The sequence below is a fragment of the Pseudomonas sp. Z3-8 genome (assembly GCF_051131975.1).
Classification (GTDB): Bacteria; Pseudomonadota; Gammaproteobacteria; order Pseudomonadales; family Pseudomonadaceae; genus Aquipseudomonas.
In genome coordinates this window covers 2452101-2476754 of sequence record NZ_CP071643.1, presented here as the reverse complement: position 1 = coordinate 2476754, position 24654 = coordinate 2452101, and the positions used below count along the sequence as shown (strand labels likewise).

The 24654-nt window shown below is 62.1% G+C and carries 22 protein-coding genes; 15 read left to right on the top strand and 7 right to left on the bottom strand.

Going from position 1 to position 24654, the window contains the following annotated elements:
• Positions 1 to 211: 211 nt before the first annotated feature.
• Both J3P94_RS11555 and J3P94_RS11550 read left to right on the top strand, forming a co-directional pair.
• Complete coding sequence (locus J3P94_RS11555) at positions 212 to 895, top strand: response regulator transcription factor (RefSeq protein WP_434573471.1); 684 nt, start codon at positions 212 to 214, stop codon at positions 893 to 895.
• Positions 873 to 2258 carry a sensor histidine kinase gene (locus J3P94_RS11550; RefSeq protein ID WP_305500350.1) on the top strand — a complete coding sequence of 462 codons (1386 nt, stop codon included), beginning with the start codon at positions 873 to 875 and terminating at the stop codon, positions 2256 to 2258. The genes J3P94_RS11555 and J3P94_RS11550 overlap by 23 nt, the downstream gene beginning before the upstream one ends.
• Before the next feature lie 185 nt (positions 2259 to 2443).
• On the opposite strand, the gene J3P94_RS11545 is transcribed toward J3P94_RS11550, so the two are convergent.
• The 5 genes from J3P94_RS11545 to J3P94_RS11525 form a co-directional block, all read right to left on the bottom strand.
• Positions 2444 to 2692 carry a DUF1652 domain-containing protein gene (locus J3P94_RS11545; RefSeq protein WP_434573469.1) on the bottom strand — a complete coding sequence of 83 codons (249 nt, stop codon included), beginning with the start codon at positions 2690 to 2692 and terminating at the stop codon, positions 2444 to 2446.
• Positions 2693 to 2925: 233 nt separating this feature from the next.
• A complete protein-coding gene (locus tag J3P94_RS11540; protein WP_434573468.1) occupies positions 2926 to 4410 on the bottom strand; it encodes a PAS domain S-box protein in 1485 nt (494 codons plus the stop codon).
• Positions 4411 to 4501: 91 nt separating this feature from the next.
• Positions 4502 to 5635, bottom strand: coding sequence for an HlyD family secretion protein (locus tag J3P94_RS11535; protein ID WP_434573466.1), 1134 nt, complete (start codon positions 5633 to 5635; stop codon positions 4502 to 4504).
• Positions 5632 to 7293 carry an MFS transporter gene (locus J3P94_RS11530; protein WP_434573464.1) on the bottom strand — a complete coding sequence of 554 codons (1662 nt, stop codon included), beginning with the start codon at positions 7291 to 7293 and terminating at the stop codon, positions 5632 to 5634. Before J3P94_RS11530 ends, J3P94_RS11535 begins: the two co-directional genes overlap by 4 nt.
• Before the next feature lie 236 nt (positions 7294 to 7529).
• Complete coding sequence (locus J3P94_RS11525) at positions 7530 to 7808, bottom strand: hypothetical protein (RefSeq protein ID WP_434573463.1); 279 nt, start codon at positions 7806 to 7808, stop codon at positions 7530 to 7532.
• 422 nt (positions 7809 to 8230) lie between these two features.
• Between J3P94_RS11525 and J3P94_RS11520 the strand changes: the two genes are divergently transcribed.
• The 7 genes from J3P94_RS11520 (at position 8231) to J3P94_RS11490 (ending at position 15406) form a co-directional block, all read left to right on the top strand.
• Positions 8231 to 9529: an OprD family porin gene (locus J3P94_RS11520; protein ID WP_434573461.1), complete on the top strand. Its 1299-nt coding sequence runs from the start codon at positions 8231 to 8233 to the stop codon at positions 9527 to 9529.
• 170 nt (positions 9530 to 9699) lie between these two features.
• Positions 9700 to 10521, top strand: a complete 822-nt coding sequence (locus tag J3P94_RS11515) for an NAD-dependent epimerase/dehydratase family protein (protein WP_434573459.1) — start codon at positions 9700 to 9702, stop codon at positions 10519 to 10521.
• A 41-nt stretch (positions 10522 to 10562) separates the two neighbouring features.
• A complete protein-coding gene (locus J3P94_RS11510) occupies positions 10563 to 11468 on the top strand; it encodes an SMP-30/gluconolactonase/LRE family protein (protein WP_434573457.1) in 906 nt (301 codons plus the stop codon).
• Positions 11469 to 11524: 56 nt separating this feature from the next.
• Positions 11525 to 12493, top strand: a complete 969-nt coding sequence (locus tag J3P94_RS11505) for a TRAP transporter substrate-binding protein (protein ID WP_434573455.1) — start codon at positions 11525 to 11527, stop codon at positions 12491 to 12493.
• A gap of 76 nt (positions 12494 to 12569) precedes the next feature.
• The gene (locus J3P94_RS11500; RefSeq protein ID WP_434573453.1) at positions 12570 to 13097 is read left to right on the top strand and encodes a TRAP transporter small permease; all 528 of its coding nucleotides are present in this window, start codon (positions 12570 to 12572) and stop codon (positions 13095 to 13097) included.
• Positions 13097 to 14377 (top strand): TRAP transporter large permease, encoded by a 1281-nt coding sequence (locus J3P94_RS11495; RefSeq protein ID WP_434573451.1) that lies wholly within the window; start codon positions 13097 to 13099, stop codon positions 14375 to 14377. Before J3P94_RS11500 ends, J3P94_RS11495 begins: the two co-directional genes overlap by 1 nt.
• A gap of 159 nt (positions 14378 to 14536) precedes the next feature.
• Positions 14537 to 15406, top strand: a complete 870-nt coding sequence (locus tag J3P94_RS11490; protein WP_434573449.1) for an aldose 1-epimerase — start codon at positions 14537 to 14539, stop codon at positions 15404 to 15406.
• A 132-nt stretch (positions 15407 to 15538) separates the two neighbouring features.
• On the opposite strand, the gene J3P94_RS11485 is transcribed toward J3P94_RS11490, so the two are convergent.
• A complete protein-coding gene (locus J3P94_RS11485) occupies positions 15539 to 16339 on the bottom strand; it encodes a sulfite exporter TauE/SafE family protein (protein WP_434573447.1) in 801 nt (266 codons plus the stop codon).
• A gap of 207 nt (positions 16340 to 16546) precedes the next feature.
• Between J3P94_RS11485 and J3P94_RS11480 the strand changes: the two genes are divergently transcribed.
• Positions 16547 to 17410 (top strand): MBL fold metallo-hydrolase, encoded by an 864-nt coding sequence (locus J3P94_RS11480; protein WP_434573445.1) that lies wholly within the window; start codon positions 16547 to 16549, stop codon positions 17408 to 17410.
• 134 nt (positions 17411 to 17544) lie between these two features.
• Here J3P94_RS11480 and bkdR read toward each other — a convergent pair whose 3' ends face one another.
• On the bottom strand, positions 17545 to 18033 hold the full coding sequence (gene bkdR / locus J3P94_RS11475) for a Bkd operon transcriptional regulator BkdR (protein ID WP_003202929.1): 489 nt from the start codon (positions 18031 to 18033) through the stop codon (positions 17545 to 17547).
• 194 nt (positions 18034 to 18227) lie between these two features.
• On the opposite strand from bkdR, the gene J3P94_RS11470 reads away from it, so the two are divergent.
• The 5 genes from J3P94_RS11470 (at position 18228) to J3P94_RS11450 (ending at position 24466) form a co-directional block, all read left to right on the top strand.
• Positions 18228 to 19463, top strand: a complete 1236-nt coding sequence (locus J3P94_RS11470) for a 3-methyl-2-oxobutanoate dehydrogenase (2-methylpropanoyl-transferring) subunit alpha (protein ID WP_434573443.1) — start codon at positions 18228 to 18230, stop codon at positions 19461 to 19463.
• Between the two features lies 1 nt (position 19464).
• Positions 19465 to 20523 carry an alpha-ketoacid dehydrogenase subunit beta gene (locus J3P94_RS11465; protein WP_305500321.1) on the top strand — a complete coding sequence of 353 codons (1059 nt, stop codon included), beginning with the start codon at positions 19465 to 19467 and terminating at the stop codon, positions 20521 to 20523.
• Positions 20524 to 21804 carry a dihydrolipoamide acetyltransferase family protein gene (locus tag J3P94_RS11460; RefSeq protein WP_434573441.1) on the top strand — a complete coding sequence of 427 codons (1281 nt, stop codon included), beginning with the start codon at positions 20524 to 20526 and terminating at the stop codon, positions 21802 to 21804.
• 3 nt (positions 21805 to 21807) lie between these two features.
• Positions 21808 to 23190: a dihydrolipoyl dehydrogenase gene (gene lpdA, locus J3P94_RS11455; RefSeq protein WP_434573439.1), complete on the top strand. Its 1383-nt coding sequence runs from the start codon at positions 21808 to 21810 to the stop codon at positions 23188 to 23190.
• A 256-nt stretch (positions 23191 to 23446) separates the two neighbouring features.
• On the top strand, positions 23447 to 24466 hold the full coding sequence (locus tag J3P94_RS11450; RefSeq protein ID WP_305500317.1) for a branched-chain amino acid aminotransferase: 1020 nt from the start codon (positions 23447 to 23449) through the stop codon (positions 24464 to 24466).
• Positions 24467 to 24654: the final 188 nt, after the last annotated feature.

Below are 24654 nucleotides of genomic sequence, written 5' to 3'. Positions count from 1 at the left end.
TCATTGCCCGCCAGCGACAGCGCGGCGGAACACAGCGAGGGACGCAGCATGATGGTGCGTGCCGGAATATGTTAGGGATTATTTGTGACGAAGTATTGATCCAGGCCAGGGAATGCATTTGCCGGCGCCCATGAACTTTTTTTCAGAAAGCCGACAGGTAATCTTTGGCAGAATGCTGCGCAATGGCTCCACTTCCCAACCGGTAACGCCCATGAACCGTATCCTGACCATCGAAGACGACGCCGTGACCGCCCGTGAAATCGTCGCCGAACTGACCCGCAACGGCCTGGACGTCGACTGGGTCGACAACGGCCGGGAGGGCCTGGAACGGGCGGTCAGCGGTGACTATGACCTGATCACTCTCGACCGCATGCTGCCCGAACTCGACGGCCTGGTGATCGTCACCCAGCTGCGTAGCATGGGTGTGGCCACGCCGATCCTGATGATCAGCGCCCTCTCCGATGTCGACGAGCGGGTGCGTGGCCTGCGGGCCGGTGGCGACGATTACCTGACCAAGCCGTTCGCCACCGACGAAATGGCCGCCCGGGTCGAAGTGCTGCTGCGCCGCAACAACGGCGCCTGCGAGCCGGAAACCGTGCTGCGAGTGGCGGACCTGGAGCTGAATCTGATCAGCCGCGAGGCCAGCCGCAACGGCCAGTTGCTGAGCCTGCTGCCCACCGAATACAAGTTGCTGGAATTTCTGATGCGCAACAGTGGCCAGATCCTCTCGCGCATGATGATTTTCGAAGAAGTCTGGGGTTATCACTTCGACCCGGGCACCAACCTGATCGACGTCCACATCGGTCGCCTGCGCAAGAAGATCGACCCGCCGGGCCTGGAACCGCTGATTCGCACGGTACGAGGCTCCGGCTATGTCATTGCTGAACCCCGCTAAGGGCTGGCGCTCCTCCAGCAGCCGCCTGCTGGCGCTGTACAGTTCGCTGTTCGTGATCTGGAGCGCGATCCTGATGGGGGTCATGTATTACGAGGTGTTCGGCTACCTCGACAGCCTCGCCAAGCATTCCCTGATGCAGCGCCAGCACCTGTTCGCGCGCATCCATGGCGAACAGCTGGAAGACGCGCTCATGGCCAGCCTGTCGCTGGATGAACGCGGCGTCGACGCCTACGGCCTGTTCGACCCGCAGCTGCGCCATCTGAGCGGACCGATCCAGCGCATCCCCGCCGACCTGCCGCTGGACGGCAAGATCCATATGCTCGGTGGCTGCGTCGACTCCGACGACCCGATGATCCCCTCCGACAGTTGCGACGCGGTCGCGACCCGGACCCAGGACGGCCGCTGGCTGGTATTGGCGCGGGACAACGGCTCGCTGTTCGCCGTGACCCGCATCATCCTGCACGCGCTGCTCTGGGGGGTCTCGTTGACTATCCTGCCGGGCATCGCCGGCTGGCACCTGTTGCGACGTCGACCGCTGCGGCGTATCCGCGCCTTGCAGGCCAGCGCGGAAGCCATCGTCGCCGGCGACCTGACCCATCGCCTGCCGCTGTCGAGCCGTCGCGATGAACTGGACATGCTGGCAGCCATCGTCAATGCCATGCTCGATCGCATCGAACGGCTGATGAATGAGGTCAAGGGCGTCTGCGACAACATCGCCCATGACTTGCGCACCCCGCTGACGCGCCTGCGTGCCCAACTCTATCGCATCCAGCAGGAGGCCGCGGACGGCTCGCCGGAAGCGTTGCAGATGGATCAGGTGATCGCCGAGACCGATACGCTGATGGCGCGGTTTCGCGGTCTGTTGCGGATTTCGGAACTGGAGGACCAGCAGCGCCGCTCCGGTTTCGTGCGTCTGGATCCGTTGCAGTTGTTGCAGGAACTGCATGACTTCTATCTGCCGCTGGCCGAGGAACGCGAGCTGGTGTTCAAGCTGGAAGTGCCCGACACCCTGCCCTTGCTCAACGGTGACCGGGCATTGTTGTTCGAGGCGGTGTCGAACCTGTTGAGCAACTCGATCAAGTTCACCCCATCGGGCGGCGAGGTGATCCTGCGGGGCGTCGACCAGGGCGACAGCAGCCGCATCGAAGTGCTCGATTCAGGCCCTGGCATTCCCGAGGCGGAACGCAAGGCGGTGTTCCGCCGCTTCTACCGCGCCGAGGGCAGCAGCCAGCACGGCGGCTTCGGCCTGGGCCTGTCGATCGTCGCGGCGATTGTCACGCTGCACGGGTTTACGCTGGAGGTGGATCGCAGCGAGCTGGGCGGGGCGCGGTTGGCGCTGGATTGTCGGGCGACATTGCTTTGATTACGCAGCCCCATTGATGACGCGGTCTCCGTGGCGAGGGAGCTTGCTCCCGCTCGGCTGCGCAGCAGCCGCAAGCTGTTAGACGCGATGTGCTTGGGGACTGCCGATTCGACAGGTTTGGGATCGCTGCGCGATCCAGCGGGAGCAAGCTCCCTCGCCACGGGGGATCGCGTCGGTCTTATGGATCACGCCGGATCGCTGCGATGCAGCGGCGTGTTGTACAGCTCATAACGCAGTTCATCGATCAGCTTGTTCAAGCCTTCCTCGGAGCGGATGCTGTCGACGCTCATGCCGCTCACCACCAGGTCGACCTCGCCGCTTTCCTCGCGGTACAGGCGAATGGTCAGGGTGCCGTCGCCGTTGAGGCTGCATTCACAGGCCAGTGGCGCAAAGCTTTGCTCGAGACGGGTACGTAACGGAGCCAGATGGGTCATCTGTGTACCTCAGCTTCGAAGTCGCAAATGACCGGTGGCCGGCCTCCTGGCTCCCATAGACGTCCTGTCGATCTCACACTTGAAGGGTTTGCTGCACATCGGGGCGTATTCCTTGACTGTTTCGTGGGGACGCGGCGTTCAACAGCAATGCCGCACCCCTCCAGCCTAGGGAGGTTATAGCCTGCGCAGAACCTGAATTTGCACCAGAATACCAGGTGCATTTGCACTGGCTATCATGGTGCCTTCATCCGCCATTCGTTCGCGAACAAGCCCCGCTCCCGCGCCCAGACAATCGCCTCGCTACGACTATGGACGTCGAGTTTCGAATACAGCGTCGCCACGTGATTGCGCACGGTGTTGGGGGCCAGTTTCAAGCGCGCGGCGATTTCCTTGTCGGCCAGGCCCTCGCAAATCAGCCCCAGTACGTCACGTTCGCGGGCGGTCAGCTCAGTGAACGACGTCGTGGGGGTCTGCGCATTGATACTCTTCACGTTGGCCAGTTTTTCGATCAGCGTACGGCTGAACCACGACGCGTCCTTCATCACTTCTTCGATGGCCGCTACCAGCTCCAGCTCCGAGCGCTTGCGTTCGGTGATATTCATCAGCACCAGCAGGAAACATGGCTTGCCCTGGATGATGACGGTATCGGCCGCCACTTCGCAGTCGATCTGCTCCCCGCCTTTCTTGTGCACCTTGACGTCGACCCTGGACACGGTGGCAGTCTTTTCCAGGCGCCCGAACAACGTCGCCGCCGCTTCCTTCTCGAGGAAGCCGATCTCCTCCACGGTCTTGCCCAACAGCTCTTCGCTGGCATAACCCGTCGCCTGGAGGAAGGCCTCGTTGATTTCCGCCAGTTGCAGCTCGGCGCTACAGATCAGCGTCGGCACCGGTGACAGCCGGAACGACTTGGCAAAACGCTCCTCGCTCTGGCGCAGCGCCGTTTCGGCCTTGCGACGCGGCTCCATGTCCATGAACGAAAACAACATGCAGTCTTCATCGTGGAGGTCCAGCGGCTGGCCAGCGACGATCACCTGTTTGTTGGTGCCATCGGGCAAGCGCAGTTCGGCCTGCATCTGCGGGATGGTCGCGCCCTGCCCCAGGCGCTCGACGGCCAGATCGCGCTTTTCGGCAGCCTCGAGCACATCCAGTTCATACACCGAACGCCCGATCACCTCTTCGCGGCTGTAGCCGGTCATTTCCAGGAAACCCGCGTTGACCTTGATATAGCGCAAATCGCTGAGACGGCAGATCACCGCTGGTGCCGGGTTGGCGCCAAAGGTTTTCTCGAAGCGCTGTTCGGCGCTGGCCCATTCCGTGGCATCGCTGAGAATCAGCACCAGGTATTCCGGCTCGTCGTTGCGGTCGGTCAGCACCATGCTGCGGATGCGGTGCACCCAGGTGCGGTCCGGATCGGCCACGGGCGTGACCTCCACCAGCACATCGCTGAATTCGTCGCCGCGAGCGACGCGGGCGATGGGATAGTTGTCTTCGGGCAGCGAATGGTTGTTGCGATAACGCAAATTGAAACGCCGGGCGTACTCCTTGGCGTTGGCGCCCAACTCGCCAAGCTCCTCGACTCCGTGCATGGTCAAGGCCGCTTCGTTGGCCCAGGCAATCGTCTGGTCGACTTCGATCAGCATCACGCCATCCGATAGCCCGGCGATGATCTGCAGCAGTTGGCGGCGATTGGTATCGGTGCTCGGGACTTCCAGATTCATTGGATCTCCGTGGGGGTCAGAAACGCATGGAGGTTACGACTCCTGCACGAGTGACGCGTTCCCTGTGCAGGAAACGGCTTTCTTCTGCGGGTCATTGCTGTTCGGCGGCCGTGTCGATGCTCACCACCACCGACATCCCCGGCCGCAGGCGTTCACTTTCGGGCTGGTCCGGATCCACGGTGATGCGAACCGGAACGCGCTGGGCAATCTTGACGAAATTGCCGGTGGCGTTGTCGGCCTGCAGCAGGCTGAACTCGGAACCGGTGGCCGGGGAAATGCGTTCGACATGCCCCTGGAAGCGGCGATGGCCGAGGGCATCCACGGTGAAGCTTGCCGGCTGACCGACCCGTACCTTGTCCATCTGGGTTTCCTTGAGGTTGGCGATCACCCACTTCTGGTTCGGCACCAGCGCCATCAACTGCGCTCCGGAATTGACGTAGGCGCCCAGGCGCACGCCGATCTGCCCCAGCTGACCGTCCCGTGGCGCCAACACGCGCGTGTTGGACAGGTCAATGCGCGCCAGTTGCACCGCCGCCTCGGCGCTAGCGACAGCCGCTTCCAGGGAGCCGCGGTTGACGATGACGGTTTGCCGGTCCTGACGGGCAATTTCCAGGCTGGCCTGGGCCTGGGCGACGGCCGCGGTGGCTTGGGCGCTGGCGGCGCGACTGATATCCAGTTCACGCCTGGACACCGAACCGTCCTTTATCAACGCCTCGTTGCGGCGCAGGTCGGCGGCGGCTTTGTGGGCCTGGGCCTGGCTGTCGGCCAGCGCGGCCTGGCGCAGCCTGATGGTCGCCTCGGCGCTGTTGCGCTGCTGTACGACGTTGGCCAGGGCCGCCTGCTGCACCGCCAGTTGCGCCAGCGCCTGGTCGAGCCGTTGCCGGTAGATGCGGTCATCCAGGCGCACCAGCAGATCGCCGGCCTTGACGAACTGGAAGTCCTGCACCAGGACTTCATGGACATAACCACTGAGCTGCGGCCCGATAATCGTCACCTGCCCGCGCACCAGAGCATTCTCGGTGGTTTCCACGGCGCTGCTGAACGGCGGCAATTGCCAGGCATAAAGCACCACCAGCACGCCGACAATCGCCACTGCGGCGAATCCGAGGGATGAAAGCACCCGCACTCGCAGAGAGCGCGGTTTTGTCGCCGGAGCGGCAGGAGGCGCCTGGTCTTCCGGCGTATCGGCGATGGCGTTGGTGGTCGTGGTGGTCGGCTCGGTCATGGAGAAGTGGCACCGCTGGGTTGTGTCGAAGGGGCAGGCGCTGCGGCGGCGGGCTGGGTGGTGCTCATCAGCCACAGGGCACGAATGGAAATCCAGATCATGGTCAGCACGGCGATCACCGCGATCAGCATGAACACGTCGTTATAGGCAAGTATGTTGGCTTCGCGGGTAGCGGCCGTGGCGAGGCTGCGAAGGCCTTGCAGGTGACGCAGGCCCGGATCGGCAATCAGCGAACCCACCGCCGAACCGCCGCTGTCCACCCGCGCGGCGACGCGAGGATCGAACTGACTCAGGTTCTCCACCAGATGGCTGGAATGGAATTTCTCGCGCACCACCTGGAACGTGCCGAGCACCGCGGCCCCTACCAGGCCGCCGAGGCTCTGGCAGATCCCGAACAGCACGGAAAAACTCACCAGGTTTCGCGGGTTGGTCAGCACATTGCGCACACCCAGGATCATCGTCGGCCCGAGGAAGAACGTGCTGCCGAACGCCAGCAGGAACTGGCTGAAATACATGTTTTGCGGACGGCTCAGGTTGTTCGAATAACTGTCCATCACCGACCCCGTGGCCATCAACGCCAGGGAAATGATCAGCGGCATGAACAGGTGCGCCGGGTTGATCGTCAGCGCACTGGTCACCAGCCCGGCGATACTGCCGATCAGCATCACCACATAAAGGCTGTGCATCTGCTGGCTGCTCATGTTCAGCGCTTGCAGGAAACCCACCGCCCCGGTGGACTGTTCCGAGGTCACCATGCGGATCAGAATCACCGCCAGGGCCAGGCGGATCATCACCCCGCTGCCGAGCCAACGCGTCATCAGCATCGGGTTGCTGCGGTTATGTTCGATCGCCAGGCCTGCCATGATCAACACGATGGAAGCCGCCGAGGCCACGCCGATCCATGGCGCTTCCAACCACCAGTCGATGCGCCCCAGCGACAACACCGCGCACAGCAAGGCGACGCCGCTGGCGAGCACGGTGAAGGTCAGGAAGTCGAGTTTTTCAAAGGTCTTGAGGCGATCACCCGGCGGCAACTTGAGCAGCAGCACGCAGCCCAGCGACAGCAGCGCCATGCCCAGCTCGAACAGGTACAAGCCGCGCCATTCGGCGATTTGCAGCAGGTCTTCAGAGAACAGCCGGGCCATTGGCAAGGCCAATTGCGAAGTGCCCAGGCCCAACACCAGCGCCTTGAGCCGCCATTTGGCCGGGAAAGCCTGGACCATGTAATACAGGCCCAGGGAGCTGAGAGCCGCACCCACCATGCCATGGGCCGCACGCACGGCGATCGCCGAGTTCAGGTCGTTGACGAACAGATGGCCGAAGGTCACCAGGGCGTAGAGCGCCAGGAACACTTCGGTGAACGCGCGCAAGCCGAACTGCTGGCGGAACTTCACCAGCAGCAGGTTCATCGAGACGTTAGTCATGACGTAGGCCGCGGGCAACCAGGCCATCTCAGCCGTGGTGGCGCCCAGGGACCCTTGCAGATAGGGCAGATTGGCGATCACCAGCGAATTGCCCAAGCCCCCGGTCAATGCCACCAGCACGCCCACCAGCGCGTAGGCAAACCGCTTGGGCGTGGGATGCAACGGCGTCGAGGGCGAACCGGGCAGCGTCGGCCGTTCGTGCGGCTGCCAGGCGCGCGGGGTGTAGTGATCCATTCAAAAACCTTGCGGGAACATAACGACAATAGGCCGCTGGAAACTTTCCAGATGCCTGTTCGACGACAAGGACCGCCAAGAAGTGCCGCAGTTGCTTTCGTGGGGAGGGAGCTTGCTCCCGCTGGGCTGCGCAGCAGCCCAATCACTGGCAACTTGGCGACAATGATGCAAGGTGTTCAAGAGGGGCTGCTACGCAGCCAGCGGGAGCAAGCTCCCTCGCCACGGATCGTGATGGTTCAGGCGTCGCTGGCAGGGCCTGCCGCCTTCGAGCGGGCGCGATCCTTGGCGGCCTTGGCCTCGGCGGCCAGGCACTCCAGGCAGAACTGCTCGGCGTAAGACATGAGGATTTCCGTGGTGTCGCCCTTGATCGTACGCGAGCCCACAAGAATGTAGCGCATGCGTTTTTCAGTGATGCCGATGCGCAAGGCAATCCAGGCCGGCGTCTGGCCGATGCGGTCGACGAGTTTGTTGGCATATTCGGTGGAATGGTTGTAACGCTCGGCGTTGGGAAACATGAGGAGGGTCCATGGAAGGGAATCAAAGCAGGGCGGCAGGTTACTCCTTTTTGCGCTGGCAGCCTGTTTTTGTGCCTGTTCGATGACTGGAAACGCCGCCGATGCTTTGTGGCGAGGGAGCTTGCTCCCTCGCCACAAAAGCTTTATAGGCAGGCCCATTCGACTAATGTCTTAGACCAGTCATCGCACAACCCGATCTGCTCGCAGCTATTCTTCAGACCGCAGCATGCCTCACAGCGAAGCCCTTCCAGCCTAAGGTGCGCCCATAACCCCACGAGATGCCCACCCATCAGCGGCTATCGGGAAGCAAAATTCGCAGTAATGGCCAGTTGACAAGAATCACCCGCCACCAAATAATCCCTGCCATGTTGTACGACGACGTATAACAGATAAAAACAACAAAAAAGCAAGGGAGCGTCAGAGTGAGCACACGTGTCCGTTTTTCGCCCAAGAACCGTCCAACCCGTCCTTTTTCCCCATCGAATGTCGCCCTGGGCCTGATCAGTTGCAGCAGCCTGGCCATGTTCATGCCCATGACAGCCAACGCCGCAGGTTTTGTCGATGACGCCAAAGCCACGCTGAATCTGCGCAACGCTTATTTCAACCGCAACTTCGTCAACGACGCCGCCGCCCAAGGCAAAGCCGAGGAATGGACTCAAAGCTTCATCCTCGACGCCAAGTCCGGTTTCACCCAAGGCACGGTCGGCTTCGGCGTGGACGTGCTCGGCCTGTACTCGGTCAAGCTCGACGGCGGTCGCGGCACCGCCGGCACCCAGTTGCTGCCGGTGCACGACGACGGTCGCCCGGCCGATGACTTCGGCCGGTTGGGCGTGGCCCTCAAGGCCAAGGTCTCTAAGACCGAGCTGAAAGTCGGCGAGTGGATGCCGGTGCTGCCGATCCTGCGTTCCGACGACGGTCGCTCCCTGCCGCAAACCTTCCAGGGCGGCCAGGTCACTTCCACCGAGATCAACGGCCTGAGCCTCTATGGCGGTCAGTTCCGTGGCAACAGCCCGCGTAACGACGCGAGCATGGAAGACATGTCGATGAACGGCCGCGGTGCCTTCACTTCCGACCGTTTCAACTTCGGCGGCGGCGAATATGCCTTCAACGAAAAACGCACCCAGGTCGGCGTCTGGTACGCGGAACTGTCCGACATCTACCAGCAGCAATATTTCAACCTGACCCACAGCCAACCCATGGGCGACTGGACCCTGGGCGCCAACCTGGGCTACTTCACCGGCAAGGAAGACGGCAGCGCCCTGGCCGGCGACCTGGATAACAAGACCGCGTTCGCCATGCTCTCGGCCAAATACGGTGGCAACACCTTCTATGTCGGCCTGCAGAAAGTCGGCGGCGATGATGCCTGGATGCGCGTCAACGGCACCAGCGGCGGCACCCTGGCGAACGACAGCTACAACTCCAGCTATGACAACGCCAAGGAAAAATCCTGGCAGTTGCGCCACGACTTCAACTTCGCCGCCGTCGGCGTGCCGGGCCTGACCCTGATGAACCGCTACATCAGCGGTGACAACGTGCACACCGCCACCGTCGATGACGGCAAGGAATGGGGCCGCGAGACCGAGCTGGCGTACACCGTGCAGAGCGGTGCGCTGAAGAGCCTTAACGTAAAATGGCGTAACGCATCGATTCGTCGCGACTTCAGCACCAACGAATTCGACGAGAACCGGATCTTCATCAGCTACCCGATTTCGCTGCTGTAACGGAAGGATTCAGCCTGGGCGCATCCCATGGCAATCTACGGCAAGGACGCCGTTCCAGAGCGGTTCGTCGATCAAACGTTGACAAGGCAGCAGAAGGATAAGGATATTCGCCCTCGGTCGTACGACAACTTATAACAACTGTACCTCTCACTGTTTGCTCAGGTAATGCCATGACCACCACACAGATTCGCCACCCTTTCAATCGCTTGCTGTTGACCGGCGCCGCCGGCGGCCTTGGCAAAGTCTTGCGCGAACGCCTCAAGCCTTACGCTCGCCATATTCGCCTGTCGGACATCGCCAACATGGCACCGGCCATCGACGAAAGCGAAGAAGTGGTGCCCTGCGACCTGTCGGATAAACAGGCCGTGCACCAATTGGTGGAAGGCGTCGACGCCATCCTGCATTTTGGCGGTGTGTCGGTCGAGCGTCCGTTCGAAGAGATCCTCGGCGCCAACATCAGCGGCGTGTTCCATATTTATGAAGCGGCGCGCAAGCACGGCGTCAAGCGCGTGATCTTCGCCAGTTCCAACCACGTCATCGGCTTCTACAAGCAGGACCAGACCCTTGACGCCCTCTCCCCTCGCCGTCCGGATGGCTACTACGGCTTGTCCAAGTCCTACGGCGAAGACATGGCCAGTTTCTACTTCGATCGCTACGGCATCGAGACCGTGAGCATCCGCATCGGCTCGTCATTCCCGGAACCACAGAACCGCCGGATGATGAGCACCTGGCTGAGCTTCGACGACCTCACCCAACTGATCGAATGCTCGCTCTACACCCCGAAGGTCGGCCACACCGTGGTCTACGGCATGTCCGCCAACCGCGACGTCTGGTGGGACAACAGCCATGCCGCGCACCTGGGCTACCAGCCCAAGGACACGTCGGAAATCTTCCGCGCCAAAGTCGAAGCCCAGCCGATGCCGACCGAGGATGACCCGGCCAGGATCTACCAGGGCGGCGCCTTTGTTGCTGCCGGCCCGTTCGACAACTGATTCGCCTGTTTCATGGGATACACACGAACCAAGGAATCGCCATGCAAGCCGAATTGATTGTCGACGCACGCAATGCCGTCGGGGAAAGCCCCGTGTGGGTCCCCGAGGAAAATGCCCTCTATTGGGTGAACATCCCCAGCGGGGGCCTGCAACGCTGGAACGCCAGCACTGGAAAAATCCAGGGCTGGGAAGCACCGGAAATGCTCGCCTGTATTGCCCGTCACCAGGACGGCGGCTGGGTCGCGGGCATGGAAAGCGGTTTCTTCCGTCTGCAGCCCAATGACGATGGCAGCCTGGACAGCGAGCTGTGCGCCAGCGTCGAGCACAGCCGTACCGACATGCGCCTCAACGATGGCCGCTGTGATCGCCAGGGCCGTTTCTGGGCCGGCAGCATGGTGCTGAACATGGGCGCCAACGCCGACGAAGGCCGGATGTACCGATTTGACGCCGGGCAAAGCAGCCCGGTCGAGCCACAGCTCAGCGGTTTCATCGTACCCAACGGCCTAGGCTTCAGCCCTGACGGACGGACGATGTACCTCTCCGATTCGCACCCGTTGATCCAGCAGATCTGGGCCTTCGACTACGACATCGACAGCGGCACCCCGTCCAACCGGCGGCTGTTCGTCGACATGATGCCCCTGGCCGGTCGCCCGGATGGCGCGGCGGTGGATGCCGACGGTTGCTACTGGATCTGCGCCAATGACGCCGGGCTGATTCACCGCTTCACCCCGGACGGACGCCTCGACCGTTCGCTGGAAGTGCCGGTGAAAAAACCGACCATGTGCGCCTTCGGCGGCAGCCAGCTCGATACCCTCTTCGTCACCTCGATCCGTCCGGGTGACGACAATGATCCGCAATCCCTGGCCGGCGGCGTGTTCGCCCTCAATCCCGGCGTCAAGGGCCTGGCTGAACCTGCTTTCGGAGGACGGAAACACTCCGCGAACTGATCTGCTTTGCCGCTTCACATCGATAGACATAAAAACAACAACACTGGAGATTGACCATGAATTTCAAACGCACGCTTCTGATCGCGGCCCTGCCCCTGGCCTTCCTGGCGCAGGCGGCACACGCACTCGATATCAAGATCGCCGACATCCACCCCAAGGGCTACCCGACCGTGGTAGCCGAGGAATCCATGGGTAAAACCCTGGAAAAGGAGAGCAACGGCGAACTGAAGTTCAAGTACTTCCCTGGCGGCGTACTCGGCTCCGAAAAGGAAGTCATCGAGCAGATGCAAGCCGGCGCGATCCAGATGTCCCGCGTCAGCCTGGGCATCGTCGGCCCTGTGGTGCCGGACGTGAACGTGTTCAACATGCCATTCATCTTCCGCGACCAGGCGCACATGCGCGCCGTCATCGACGGTGAGGTCGGCGATGCGATCCTCGACCGGATCACCAACTCCGAATTCGGCCTGGTGGCCCTGGCATGGATGGACGGCGGCACCCGCAACCTCTACACCAAGAAGCCGGTGCGCACGCCCGAAGACCTCAAGGGCATGAAAATCCGCGTCCAAGGCAACCCGATGTTCATTGAGATGATGAACGCCATGGGCGGCAACGGCATCGCGATGGACACTGGCGAGATCTTCAGCGCCTTGCAGACTGGCGTGATCGACGGCGCGGAAAACAACCCGCCGACCATGCTCGAGCACAACCACTACCAGAACGCCAAGTTCTACAGCCTGACCGGTCACCTGATCCTGCCTGAGCCGATCGTGATGTCGAAAATCACCTGGAACAAGCTCACCCCAGAGCAGCAGGACATGGTGAAAAAAGCGGCCAAGGCTGCCCAGGCTGAAGAGCGCGTGCTGTGGGACAAGAAGTCCGCCGCCAGTGAAGAAAAACTCAAGGCCGCCGGCGTCGAGTTCATCACCGTCGACAAGAAACCTTTCTACGACGCCACCGCGCCGGTCCGGGCCAAGTACGGTGCTCCGTATGCCGACCTGATCAAGCGCATCGAAGCTGTCCAGTAAGGCCTCTCAATCTGTATTCATGAAACGGCTGGGCGCGCCTGCGGTTAAAAGGCGCGCCCAGTTACGGTGGAACCCGATGAAGAATTTGCTGCTGCGTATCAACGACACGATTTACATGACTTGCATCTGGGTCGCCGGCCTGTCTGTCCTCGCCGTTGCGCTGATGATCCCTTGGGGCGTGTTCGCCCGCTACGTCCTCGGCACCGGCTCAAGCTGGCCGGAGCCCACCGCGATCTTGCTGATGATCGTATTTACCTTCATTGGTGCTGCTGCCAGCTACCGCTCCGGCTCGCACATGGCCGTGGACATGGTCACCAGCCGCATGCCCCCGCACTTGCAAACCCTGGCTTCGGTGTTCACCCAGCTGTTGATGGCGGCGGTATGCATTTTCATGACTGTCTGGGGCGCCAAGCTGTGCATGACCACCTGGAACCAGTTCATGAGCGCCATCCCTACCCTGCGCGTTGGCATCACTTACATGCCGATCCCGATCGGTGGGTTCCTGACCCTTATTTTTGTCCTGGAAAAACTCTTGCTGGGTGATCAAAGCAAGCGTCGGGTCGTGCAGTTCGACCTGGTTGAAGAAAACGAAGGTGCCGTTTAATGGACGCTCTGATTCTGCTGGGCAGTTTTTTGCTGTTGATCCTGATCGGCATGCCGGTCGCCTACGCGCTGGGCGCTGCCGCCCTGATCGGGGCATGGTGGATCGATATTCCGTTCCAGGCCATGATGATTCAGGTAACGGGCGGGGTGAATAAGTTCTCGCTGCTGGCCATTCCGTTCTTCGTCCTGGCCGGCGCGATCATGGCCGAGGGCGGCATGTCCCGCCGCTTGGTGGCATTCGCCAGTGTGTTGGTAGGCTTCGTGCGCGGTGGCCTGTCTTTGGTCAACCTCGTGGCCTCGAGTTTTTTTGGCGCGATCTCCGGCTCCTCAGTGGCCGATACCGCCTCGGTCGGCTCGGTGCTGATCCCGGAAATGACACGCCGGGGCTATCCGCGTGAATACGCCACCGCCGTCACCGTCAGTGGTTCGGTACAAGCGCTGCTGACGCCGCCCAGCCACAACGCGGTGCTGTACTCGCTCGCCGCTGGCGGCACCGTCTCCATTGGTTCGCTGTTCATGGCCGGCATCGTCCCCGGCATCATGATGAACCTGTGCCTGATGGCGCTGTGCCTGGTCTTTGCGAAAAAGCGCAATTACCCCAAGGGCGAAGTGATTCCGCTCAAGCAAGCGTTGAAGATCTGCAAGGAAGCCATGTGGGGCATGATGACCCTGTTCATCATCCTTGGCGGCATTCTCTCGGGTGTGTTCACCGCCACCGAATCGGCCGCGATTGCCGTGGTGTGGGCATTCTTCGTCACCATGTGCATCTATCGCGACTACAAGTGGAGCGAGTTGCCAAAACTGATGCACCGTACGGTACGCACCATCTCCATCGTGATGATCCTGATCGGCTTCGCCGCCAGCTTCGGCTACATCATGACGTTGATGGAGATTCCGGCGAAGATCACCACCGCGTTCCTGACACTGTCGGACAACCGCTACGTGATCCTGATGTGCATCAACGTGATGTTGCTGCTGCTGGGCACCGTGATGGACATGGCGCCGCTGATCCTGATCCTGACGCCGATCCTGATGCCAGTGATCGTCGGCATCGGCGTGGACCCGGTGCAGTTCGGCATGATCATGCTGGTGAACCTCGGTATCGGCCTGATCACGCCACCGGTGGGCGCGGTGTTGTTCGTCGGTTCCGCCATCGGCAAGGTCAGCATCGAAAGTACCGTGAAGGCGCTGCTGCCGTTCTACGCCATGCTGTTCCTGGTCCTGCTGTTGGTGACCTACGTTCCTGCCATTTCGCTGTGGCTGCCGAATCTGGTGTTGTAACCCCAACAGTGAGCAAGCCCTCTTGTGGCGAGGGAGCTTGCTCCCGCTGGACTGCGCAGCAGGCCCCTGCGGTGTCAATCGGGGCGTCTGCTTCGCAGCCGAGCGGGAGCAAGCTCCCTCGCCACAAAAGCTTTCAGCCCTTACAAAAAAGACGCCGCCATGACACCACCTCTCCTTCATCTCGAAGACGAACTCACCCGCCTCACCCTGGCCCCGCACCTTGGCGCCAGTCTGGTTGAATGGACATTGCGCAGCACCGGTGCGCCGTTGCTGCGCCCGCCCGCACCGCAAGCACTGGAAAACCGCCTGCCGGGAAAACTCGGCTGCTTCCCGTTGATCCCCTGGTCGAACCGGATCGCCCAAGGCGGTTTCGACTGCCCGGGCGGCTGGCTCGCCCTGGAAGCCAATAGCCCCAACGACCCCTTTCCGATCCATGGCAGTGCCTGGCAGCAGCCCTGGCAAGTCACCGAACAAACTGGCCAGGAAGCCTTGCTGCAACTGGACAGCCTGCACCCGTTCGCCTATTGCGCCAGCCTGCGCATCCGCCTCGGTGGCGGCCAATTGCAGATAGCGCTGCACGTGACCCACATGGCCGAACAGGCGGCCTGGCACGGGTTGGGCTTGCATCCATATTTGCCACGCACCGCCGGCACTCGCCTGCAAACTCGTGCCAGCGAAGTCTGGATGTGCGACGCCTCGAAACTGCCAACGGAACTGACGGGCGTACCCCCAGCGTGGGATTTCCAGCAACCTCGACTACTGCCCGACACTCTCGTCGATAACGGTTTCGGCGGTTGGGATGGGCAGTGTCTGATCCAGCAACCTGACTTGGGCTACGAACTGGAATGTCGCGCCAGCGGCAGCGAATATTTCCTGTTGTACTGCCCCGTCGGTCTGGATTTCTTCTGCATCGAACCGGTCAGCCATCCGGTCAACGCTCATCATCTGCCAGGACGGCCGGGGTTGCGCTTGCTGGAGCAAGGGCAGTCGGTGGCGTTGGGGTTTTCGATGCAATGCCGAGAACTATAGGCGCGCCAATCCCCGTGGCGAGGGAGCTTGCTCCCGCTCGGCTGCGAAGCAGACGCCAGGCTTGATAATGGATGGGCCTGCTTCGCAGGCCAGCGGGAGCAAGCTCCCTCGCCACAAAAGCCTTCTCCTGCGCTAAGCCCGCAACAACATGAACCCCGCCACCGCCAGACACACCCCGGCAAACCCCACCTGCAACCCGCGCGCCGGAAGCTTCGCGGAGAATCGTCGCCCCAAAGTCATTCCGACGATGCTCGCCGCAATGAACGCCGCCCCTACCCGGTCGATGCTGACCCCGGCATGAAACGCGCCCACCACGCCGATCAACGAAATCAGGCTGATGACCATCAAGGAGGTGGCGACAATGCCGCGCATCTGCACGTCGGTCAGTTGCTTGAACGCCGGGACTATCAGGAAACCGCCACCCACCCCCAGCAGGCCCGAAACCATGCCCGTGACTGCGCCCAACGCCGACAGCGTGGCGGTGCAGCGGGCGGTCCAGGCCAGGCGCCCGGTCTGCTGATCCAGCATGCAGTTCTTCTGGCCCCAACTGGCCGCGCCGTGGTCGCTGGGTCCCGGCTGCGGGGTTTCCCGGCGCAGCATGCGCGCCGCCACCAGCACCATCAGCAGGCTGAACAGAATCATCAGGATTTTTTCTGAAAGCTGGTGGGCGAAATAGACACCCACCGGCGAGAACACCGCGCCCAGCAGCGCGATGAGCAAGGCCGCGCGGTAACGCACCAGCCCATGGCGCAACCCATCGATGGCGCCGACAGCTGCGGCGCTGCCCACTGCAAACAACGCCACCGGCGCCGCCTGGGTCATGCTCCAACCCAGGCCCAACACCAACGCCGGCACGGCCAGAATTCCGCCGCCCGCCCCTGTCAGGCCAAGGATCAGGCCCATGATCACACCAAAAAAACTTGCCAGTAACATAACCATCTCTCAAGCCGCGCACGCCTGTTGTCAGGTGTGATCGCATTTGCAGGACGCGGTGGCCCTCACTTAAGCTGCGGACCATATGTTGTAAGTCCCAAGCGTTGCAACCCGCTATTCATAGATTGGTATATGGCGAGGAAGCTTGCTCCCGCTGGGACGCGTAGCAGCCCCTTTCATGAGTTCTTCCCGCACAGGTTCGTTGTCATGCCCGCGCAGATCCAAAGCTTCCTCGACCCCGCTTCAAAGACCTATACCTACGTGGTTTATGAACACGCTGGCGGGTCCTGTGCGGTGGTCGACCCGGTGCTCGACTACGACCCGGCGTCAGGCCGCAGCGGCACTGAGCAGGCCGATCGGGTGATCGCTTTCGTGGCTGAACACCAGTTGACAGTGCAATGGCTGCTGGAAACCCACGCCCATGCCGATCACTTGTCCGCCGCTCCTTACCTGCGGGGGAAACTGGGCGGCAAGATTGCCATCGGCGAATCCATCCATCAGGTACAGAGTGTCTTCAAGACCCTGTTCAATCTCGAAGCGCAATTTGCCGTGGATGGTTCACAGTTCGATCACCTGTTCGCGGCCGACGAATCTTTTTTTATCGGCAACCTCAAGGCCACCGCGCTGCACGTTCCCGGCCACACCCCGGCGGACATGGCCTACCTGATCGATGGCGATGTGATCCTGGTGGGTGACACGCTGTTCATGCCTGATGTGGGCACTGCCCGCTGCGACTTCCCTGGCGGCGATGCCCGTCAGCTCTACGCTTCGATCCGCAAGCTGTTGGCCTTTCCTGCCGGCGTTCGACTCTACGTTTGCCACGATTATCCGCCGGAGGGCCGCGAGCCCCAGTGCATGAGCACCGTGGGCGAGCAGCGCCAGCACAACATCCATGTTCGCGACGGCATCGACGAGAACGCGTTCGTGGCCATGCGCACCCAGCGCGACAAGACCCTGGGCATGCCGACGCTGCTGTTGCCGGCGATCCAGGTGAATGTGCGGGCAGGCCATTTGCCGCCGGCGGAGGGGAATGGCGTGACCTATCTGAAGATTCCGATCAATCAGCTCTAAGATCACCCCATATCCAATGTGGGAGCGAGCTTGCTCCGGGCGGCGATCCGACGAAAGCGGTGGGTCTGCTTGCAGGATGTTGAATGTGCCGACGCCTTCGCGAGCAGGCTCGCTCCCACAGGGATTGGGGTGACTCAGGTACCCAGCGTCAACCCGTTGGCTGGCAGCGGCAACGCGGTCTTGTAGCGCACCTGCTTGAGGGCGAAGCTTGAGCGGATGTTTGCCACCCCGGGGACTTTGGTCAGGAAATCCATCATGAACCGCTCCAGCGACTGGATGGTCGGCACCAGCACACGGATCAGGTAATCCGGGTCGCCCGCCATCAGGTAGCACTCCATCACTTCCGGCCGGTCGGAGATCGCCTCTTCGAAATGCTGCAGTGCCTCTTCCACCTGTTTCTCCAGGCTGACATGGATAAACACGTTGACGTGCAGGCCCAGCAGGTCGGCATCCAGCAGGGTGACCTGCTCGCGAATCACTCCGAGCTCCTCCATCGCCCGGACCCGATTGAAGCACGGCGTCGGCGACAGGTTGACCGAACGGGCAAGGTCGGCATTGGTGATGCGGGCGTTTTCCTGGAGGCTGTTGAGAATGCCGATGTCGGTGCGATCCAATTTGCGCATGAGACAAAATTTCCTTCTTCTTATCGTTGTGCAGATTTTTTATCTGCAAATCATCTAAACAGCAAGCCAACAGAGAAAAAAATTCTCCTACGTCGAGCCTATGATTGTTGTAGGACAATTTCCCACCTACCCAGGGAAATTCGTCAGCTAGCGCGCCCACTACAAGAAATTCACAAGATCGAGCGTAGAAAGCCATGAACCCAGCGTACGAACCGCTACGCCTGCACGTCCCCGAACCTTCGGGCCGTCCCGGCTGCAAGACCGACTTCTCCTACCTGCATCTGACGGATGCCGGCACGGTGCGCAAACCTCCCATCGACGTCGAACCCGCCGACACCGCCGACCTGGCGCGCAGCCTGATCCGCGTGCTCGACGACCAAGGCAACGCCTTGGGCGAATGGGCTGAAAACGTCCCCGTCGAGATCATGCGCAAGGGCATGCGCGCCATGCTCAAGACACGCATCTACGACAACCGCATGGTCGTCGCCCAGCGCCAGAAAAAGATGTCGTTCTACATGCAGAGCCTTGGCGAGGAAGCCATCGGCAGCGCCCAGGCCCTGGCCCTGAACATCGACGACATGTGCTTCCCGACCTACCGCCAGCAAAGCATCCTCATGGCCCGCGACGTGCCGCTGGTGGACCTGATCTGCCAACTGTTGTCCAACGAGCGCGATCCGCTCAAGGGCCGGCAGTTGCCGATCATGTATTCGGTGAAGGACGCCGGTTTCTTCACCATTTCCGGCAACCTCGCCACCCAGTTCATCCAAGGCGTGGGCTGGGGCATGGCCTCGGCGATCAAGGGCGACACCAAGATCGCCTCGGCCTGGATCGGCGACGGCGCCACCGCCGAATCGGACTTCCACACCGCCCTCACCTTCGCCCACGTCTACCGCGCCCCGGTGATCCTCAACGTGGTCAACAATCAGTGGGCGATTTCCACCTTCCAGGCAATTGCCGGCGGTGAAGCCACCACTTTCGCCGGACGCGGCGTCGGCTGCGGCATCGCCTCGCTGCGGGTCGATGGCAACGATTTCATCGCCGTCTACGCCGCGTCGCGCTGGGCCGCCGAACGGGCCCGCCGCAACCTCGGTCCGGCCCTGATCGAATGGGTCACCTACCGCGCCGGCCCGCACTCCACATCTGACGATCCTTCGAAATACCGCCCCGCCGATGACTGGAGCCACTTCCCGTTGGGCGACCCGATCGCGCGCCTCAAGCAGCACCTGGTGAAGATCGGCCAATGGTCCGAAGAGGAACACGCCGCTGTCACCGCCGAGCTTGAAGCCGAGGTGATCGCCGCGCAGAAAGAAGCCGAGCAGTACGGCACCCTCGCCGGCGGGCAGATTCCGAGCGCCGCGACCATGTTCGAGGACGTCTACAAAGAGATGCCGGAGCACTTGAAGCGCCAGCGTCAGCAGTTGGGGATCTGACATGAACGATCACAACAACAATATTGCGTTGGACACCGCCATGACCACTACCACCATGACCATGATCCAGGCGCTGCGCTCGGCCATGGACGTGATGCTCGAGCGCGACGACAACGTCGTAGTGTTCGGCCAGGACGTCGGTTACTTCGGCGGCGTGTTCCGCTGCACCGAAGGCCTGCAGAACAAGTACGGCACCTCGCGAGTATTCGACGCGCCGATCTCCGAAAGCGGCATCGTCGGCGTGGCCGTGGGCATGGGCGCCTATGGGCTGCGGCCGGTGGCCGAGATCCAATTCGCCGACTACGTCTACCCGGCGTCGGACCAGATCATTTCCGAAGCCGCGCGCCTGCGCTATCGCTCGGCCGGCGAGTTCACCGCGCCGATGACCCTGCGCATGCCCTGCGGCGGCGGCATCTATGGCGGCCAGACCCACAGCCAGAGCATCGAGGCGATGTTCACCCAGGTCTGCGGGCTGCGCACAGTCATGCCGTCCAACCCCTACGACGCCAAGGGCCTGCTGATCGCTTCCATCGAAAACGATGACCCGGTGATCTTCCTTGAACCCAAGCGCCTGTATAACGGCCCGTTCGACGGCCACCATGACCGCCCGGTAACGCCGTGGTCCAAACACCCGCAGGCGCAAGTGCCCGACGGCTACTACACCGTGCCGCTGGACGTCGCCGCCATCACCCGTCCGGGCAAGGACGTGACGGTGCTCACCTACGGCACAACGGTCTACGTCTCCCAGGTAGCAGCCGAAGAAACCGGGATCGACGCCGAAGTCATCGACCTGCGCAGCCTGTGGCCGCTGGACCTGGACACCATCGTCAAATCCGTGAAGAAGACCGGCCGCTGCGTGGTGGTCCACGAAGCCACCCGCACCTGCGGTTTCGGCGCCGAACTGGTGTCGCTGGTGCAAGAACACTGCTTCCACCACCTGGAAGCGCCCATCGAGCGTGTCACTGGTTGGGACACCCCCTACCCGCACGCGCAGGAGTGGGCGTATTTCCCTGGGCCGTCCCGTGTGGGCGCGGCGTTGAAACGGGTCATGGAGGTCTGAATGGGCACGCACGTTATCAAGATGCCGGACATCGGCGAAGGCATCGCGGAAGTTGAATTGTCGGTGTGGCACGTCAAGGTTGGCGACATGGTGGTCGAGGACCAGGTGTTGGCCGATGTCATGACTGACAAGGCGATGGTGGATATCCCTTCGCCGGTGCATGGCCGGGTCATTGCCCTGGGCGGTGAGCCGGGTGAGGTCATGGCGGTGGGCAGCGAGCTGATCCGCATTGAAGTGGAAGGCGCCGGCAACCTGAAGGAATCGGCGCAATCGGCGGCACCGGTGGCCAAGCCTGAGCCCGTCGCGAAGCCTGAACAGGCTTCCAGACCCGAGCCTGTGACGGAAAAACCTGTCGCCGCGCCCCGCCCGGCCCAAGCGGCACAGGCGCCGGTGGCCCGCGATCCCGACGAGCGCCCGCTAGCCTCGCCGGCCGTGCGCAAACACGCGCTAGACCTGGGTATCCAGCTGCGCCTGGTCCAGGGCAGCGGCCCCGCCGGGCGGATTCTGCACGAAGACCTGGAGGCTTATCTGGCCCAGGGCCCATCGTCCCAGCCCAAGGGCGGTTCGGGTTATGCCGAACGTCACGACGAACAGCAGATCCCGGTGATCGGCATGCGCCGCAAGATTGCCCAGCGCATGCAGGAAGCGACCCAGCGCGCCGCCCATTTCAGCTACGTCGAGGAAATCGACGTCACCGCCCTGGAAGAATTGCGTGTTCACCTGAATGAAAAACACGGCGCCGGTCGCGGCAAGTTGACGTTGCTGCCGTTCCTCGTGCGCGCCCTGGTCGTGGCGCTGCGGGATTTCCCGCAAATGAACGCCCGTTACGATGATGAAGCCCAGGTCATTCACCGCTCCGGCGCCGTGCATGTCGGCGTCGCCACTCAGAGTGACGTCGGCCTGATGGTGCCGGTGGTGCGCCACGCCGAGGCCCGCAGCCTGTGGGACAGCGCGGCGGAAATCTCGCGCCTGGCGACAGCGGCCCGCAACGGCAAGGCCAGTCGCGACGAATTGTCCGGTTCGACCATCACCCTGACCAGCCTCGGCGCGTTGGGCGGCATCGTCAGCACGCCGGTGCTGAACCTGCCTGAAGTGGCGATCGTCGGCGTCAACAAAATCGTTGAGCGGCCCGTGGTGATCAAGGGTCAGATCGTGATCCGCAAGATGATGAACCTCTCCAGTTCCTTCGATCACCGGGTGGTCGACGGCATGGACGCGGCGCAATTCATCCAGGCCCTGCGTGGCCTGCTCGAACAACCCGCCACCTTGTTTGTGGAGTAGGCGATGCAGACTTTGAATACCAAACTACTGATCATCGGCGGCGGCCCGGGCGGTTATGTCGCGGCGATCCGCGCCGGCCAACTGGGCATTGAAACGATCCTGGTGGAAGGCCAGGCGTTGGGCGGGACTTGCCTGAACATCGGCTGCATTCCGTCCAAGGCGTTGATCCATGTGGCCGAGCAGTTCCACCAGACCCGCCATCACAGTCAGGGCTCGGCCTTGGGCATCACCGTGGCGGCGCCGAGCCTGGACATCGGCAAGAGTGTGGAATGGAAGGATGGCATCGTCGATCGCCTGACCACCGGCGTCGCGGCGTTGTTGAAGAAGAATAAGGTCCAGGTCATTCACGGCTGGGCCAAGGTGATCGATGGCAAGACCGTTGAAGTCGGTGACACCCGCATCCAGTGCGAACACCTGCTGCTGGCCACCGGTTCGAAAAGTGTCGAGCTGCCGATGCTGCCGATTGGCGGGCCGATCATCTCATCGACCGAAGCCCTCGCCCCCACCTCGGTGCCCAAGCATCTGGTGGTGGTCGGCGGCGGCTACATCGGCCTGGAGCTGGGCATCGCCTATCGCAAGCTCGGCGCCGAAGTGAGCGTGGTCGAGGCCCAGGAGCGGGTCCTGCCGGCCTACGACGGCGAGCTGACGCAACCGGTGCACGAGGCGCTCAAGCAAATGGGCGTGAAGCTGTACCTCAAGCACAGCGTCGAAGGCTTCGATGCCCAGGCCAGCACCTTGCAAGTGCGCGATCCCGACGGCGACACGCTGAACCTGGAGACCGACCGCGTGCTGGTGGCGGTCGGACGCAAACCCAACACCCAGGGTTGGAACCTCGAAGCGCTGGACCTGGCGATGAATGGCTCGGCGCTGAAAATCGATAACCGGTGCCAGACCAGCATGCGCAATGTCTGGGCCATCGGTGACCTGAGCGGCGAACCGATGCTCGCCCACCGGGCCATGGCCCAAGGCGAAATGGTCGCCGAGCTGATTGCCGGCCAGCATCGGGAATTCAACCCGATGGCCATCGCGGCAGTGTGTTTCACCGATCCGGAGGTGGTCGTGGTCGGCAAGACGCCGGACGAGGCCAAGGCCGCCGGAGTCGATTGCATCGTGTCGAGCTTCCCGTTCGCCGCCAATGGCCGGGCCATGACTCTGGAATCGAAAAGCGGTTTCGTCCGGGTCGTGGCGCGCCGGGACAATCATCTGATTATCGGTTGGCAAGCGGTCGGTGTCGGCGTGTCGGAGCTGTCCACGGCGTTTGGCCAATCCCTGGAGATGGGCGCGCGGCTGGAAGACATCGCCGGCACCATCCACGCCCACCCGACGCTGGGCGAAGCGGTGCAGGAAGCGGCGTTGCGGGCATTGGGGCATGCGTTGCATCTGTGACTCAGGAGAATTGATGGTGTGAGCGAGGGCCCCTTCGCGAGCAAGCTCGCTCCCACATGGAATTGCGTTCGCATGAACGACCGAGATCACCTGTGGGAGCGAGCTTGCTCGCGATTTTCAAGAGCACCATCATTTATCTGTCTGCCCCTTATCGAGCGGGCTGCGAAACACCCCCGGAATGAAGTATTGTTGTCCCCATTAAAAAACGTCAGAAGCCTTGAACCGTTTCGACGGTTGTCAGGAAATAGAGGGTGTCATGGGTAACGAGAGCATCAATTGGGACAAACTGGGCTTTGACTACATCAAGACCGACAAGCGCTATCTGTCGCACTGGCGCGACGGCGCCTGGGACGCGGGCACCCTGACCGACGACAATGTGCTGCACATCAGCGAGGGTTCCACTGCTCTGCATTACGGCCAGCAATGCTTCGAAGGCCTGAAGGCCTATCGTTGCAAGGACGGTTCGATCAACCTGTTCCGCCCGGACCAGAACGCCGCCCGCATGCAACGCAGCTGCGCCCGCCTGCTGATGCCACATGTCGACACCGAGCAGTTCGTCGAAGCCTGCAAGCAAGTGGTCCGCGCCAACGAGCGCTTCATCCCGCCGTATGGCACCGGCGGTGCGCTGTACCTGCGCCCGTTCGTGATCGGCGTGGGTGACAACATCGGCGTGCGCACCGCGCCCGAGTTTATCTTCTCGATCTTCTGCATCCCGGTCGGCGCTTATTTCAAGGGCGGCCTGACCCCGCACAACTTCCTGATCTCCAGCTTCGACCGCGCGGCCCCGCAAGGCACCGGCGCGGCCAAGGTCGGTGGCAACTATGCCGCCAGCCTGATGCCCGGCTCCCAGGCCAAGAAGGCCAGTTTCGCCGACTGCATCTACCTGGACCCGCTGACCCATTCGAAAATCGAGGAAGTCGGCTCGGCCAACTTCTTCGGCATCACCCACGACAACAAATTCATCACCCCCAACTCCCCTTCGGTATTGCCGGGCATCACCCGCCTGTCGCTGATCGAACTGGCCAAATCGCGCCTGGGCCTGGAAGTGATCGAAGGCGACGTGTTCATCGACAAGCTGTCGGAGTTCAAGGAAGCCGGCGCCTGCGGTACCGCAGCCGTGATCACGCCGATCGGTGGTATCAGCTACAAGGACAAGCTGCATGTGTTCCATAGCGAAACCGAAGTCGGCCCGATCACCCAGAAGCTCTACAAAGAGCTGACCGGCGTACAGACCGGCGACGTGGAAGCACCCGCGGGCTGGATCGTCAAAGTCTGACCCGGACACCTCGGTAGCAAAAGCTTGTGTAAGAGCGAGCCTGCTCGCGAAAGCGGTGGGTAAGCTTGCAGATATGTTGGATGTGCAGGCCCCTTCGCGAGCAGGCTCGCTCCCACAGGGATTGCCGGTGTCCAGAAATCCTGGACTCACCTCAAATCCACTGTGGGAGCGAGCCCGCTCGCGAAAGC

Coding starts and splice junctions, on each gene's coding strand:
- J3P94_RS11555 (WP_434573471.1), top strand. CDS start 212: ATGAACCGTATCCTGACCATCGAAGACGACGCCGTGACCGCCCGTGAA.
- J3P94_RS11550 (WP_305500350.1), top strand. CDS start 873: ATGTCATTGCTGAACCCCGCTAAGGGCTGGCGCTCCTCCAGCAGCCGC.
- J3P94_RS11545 (WP_434573469.1), bottom strand. CDS start 2,692: ATGACCCATCTGGCTCCGTTACGTACCCGTCTCGAGCAAAGCTTTGCG.
- J3P94_RS11540 (WP_434573468.1), bottom strand. CDS start 4,410: ATGAATCTGGAAGTCCCGAGCACCGATACCAATCGCCGCCAACTGCTG.
- J3P94_RS11535 (WP_434573466.1), bottom strand. CDS start 5,635: ATGACCGAGCCGACCACCACGACCACCAACGCCATCGCCGATACGCCG.
- J3P94_RS11530 (WP_434573464.1), bottom strand. CDS start 7,293: ATGGATCACTACACCCCGCGCGCCTGGCAGCCGCACGAACGGCCGACG.
- J3P94_RS11525 (WP_434573463.1), bottom strand. CDS start 7,808: ATGTTTCCCAACGCCGAGCGTTACAACCATTCCACCGAATATGCCAAC.
- J3P94_RS11515 (WP_434573459.1), top strand. CDS start 9,700: ATGACCACCACACAGATTCGCCACCCTTTCAATCGCTTGCTGTTGACC.
- J3P94_RS11510 (WP_434573457.1), top strand. CDS start 10,563: ATGCAAGCCGAATTGATTGTCGACGCACGCAATGCCGTCGGGGAAAGC.
- J3P94_RS11505 (WP_434573455.1), top strand. CDS start 11,525: ATGAATTTCAAACGCACGCTTCTGATCGCGGCCCTGCCCCTGGCCTTC.
- J3P94_RS11500 (WP_434573453.1), top strand. CDS start 12,570: ATGAAGAATTTGCTGCTGCGTATCAACGACACGATTTACATGACTTGC.
- J3P94_RS11495 (WP_434573451.1), top strand. CDS start 13,097: ATGGACGCTCTGATTCTGCTGGGCAGTTTTTTGCTGTTGATCCTGATC.
- J3P94_RS11490 (WP_434573449.1), top strand. CDS start 14,537: ATGACACCACCTCTCCTTCATCTCGAAGACGAACTCACCCGCCTCACC.
- J3P94_RS11485 (WP_434573447.1), bottom strand. CDS start 16,339: ATGTTACTGGCAAGTTTTTTTGGTGTGATCATGGGCCTGATCCTTGGC.
- J3P94_RS11480 (WP_434573445.1), top strand. CDS start 16,547: ATGCCCGCGCAGATCCAAAGCTTCCTCGACCCCGCTTCAAAGACCTAT.
- bkdR (WP_003202929.1), bottom strand. CDS start 18,033: ATGCGCAAATTGGATCGCACCGACATCGGCATTCTCAACAGCCTCCAG.
- J3P94_RS11470 (WP_434573443.1), top strand. CDS start 18,228: ATGAACCCAGCGTACGAACCGCTACGCCTGCACGTCCCCGAACCTTCG.
- J3P94_RS11465 (WP_305500321.1), top strand. CDS start 19,465: ATGAACGATCACAACAACAATATTGCGTTGGACACCGCCATGACCACT.
- J3P94_RS11460 (WP_434573441.1), top strand. CDS start 20,524: ATGGGCACGCACGTTATCAAGATGCCGGACATCGGCGAAGGCATCGCG.
- lpdA (WP_434573439.1), top strand. CDS start 21,808: ATGCAGACTTTGAATACCAAACTACTGATCATCGGCGGCGGCCCGGGC.
- J3P94_RS11450 (WP_305500317.1), top strand. CDS start 23,447: ATGGGTAACGAGAGCATCAATTGGGACAAACTGGGCTTTGACTACATC.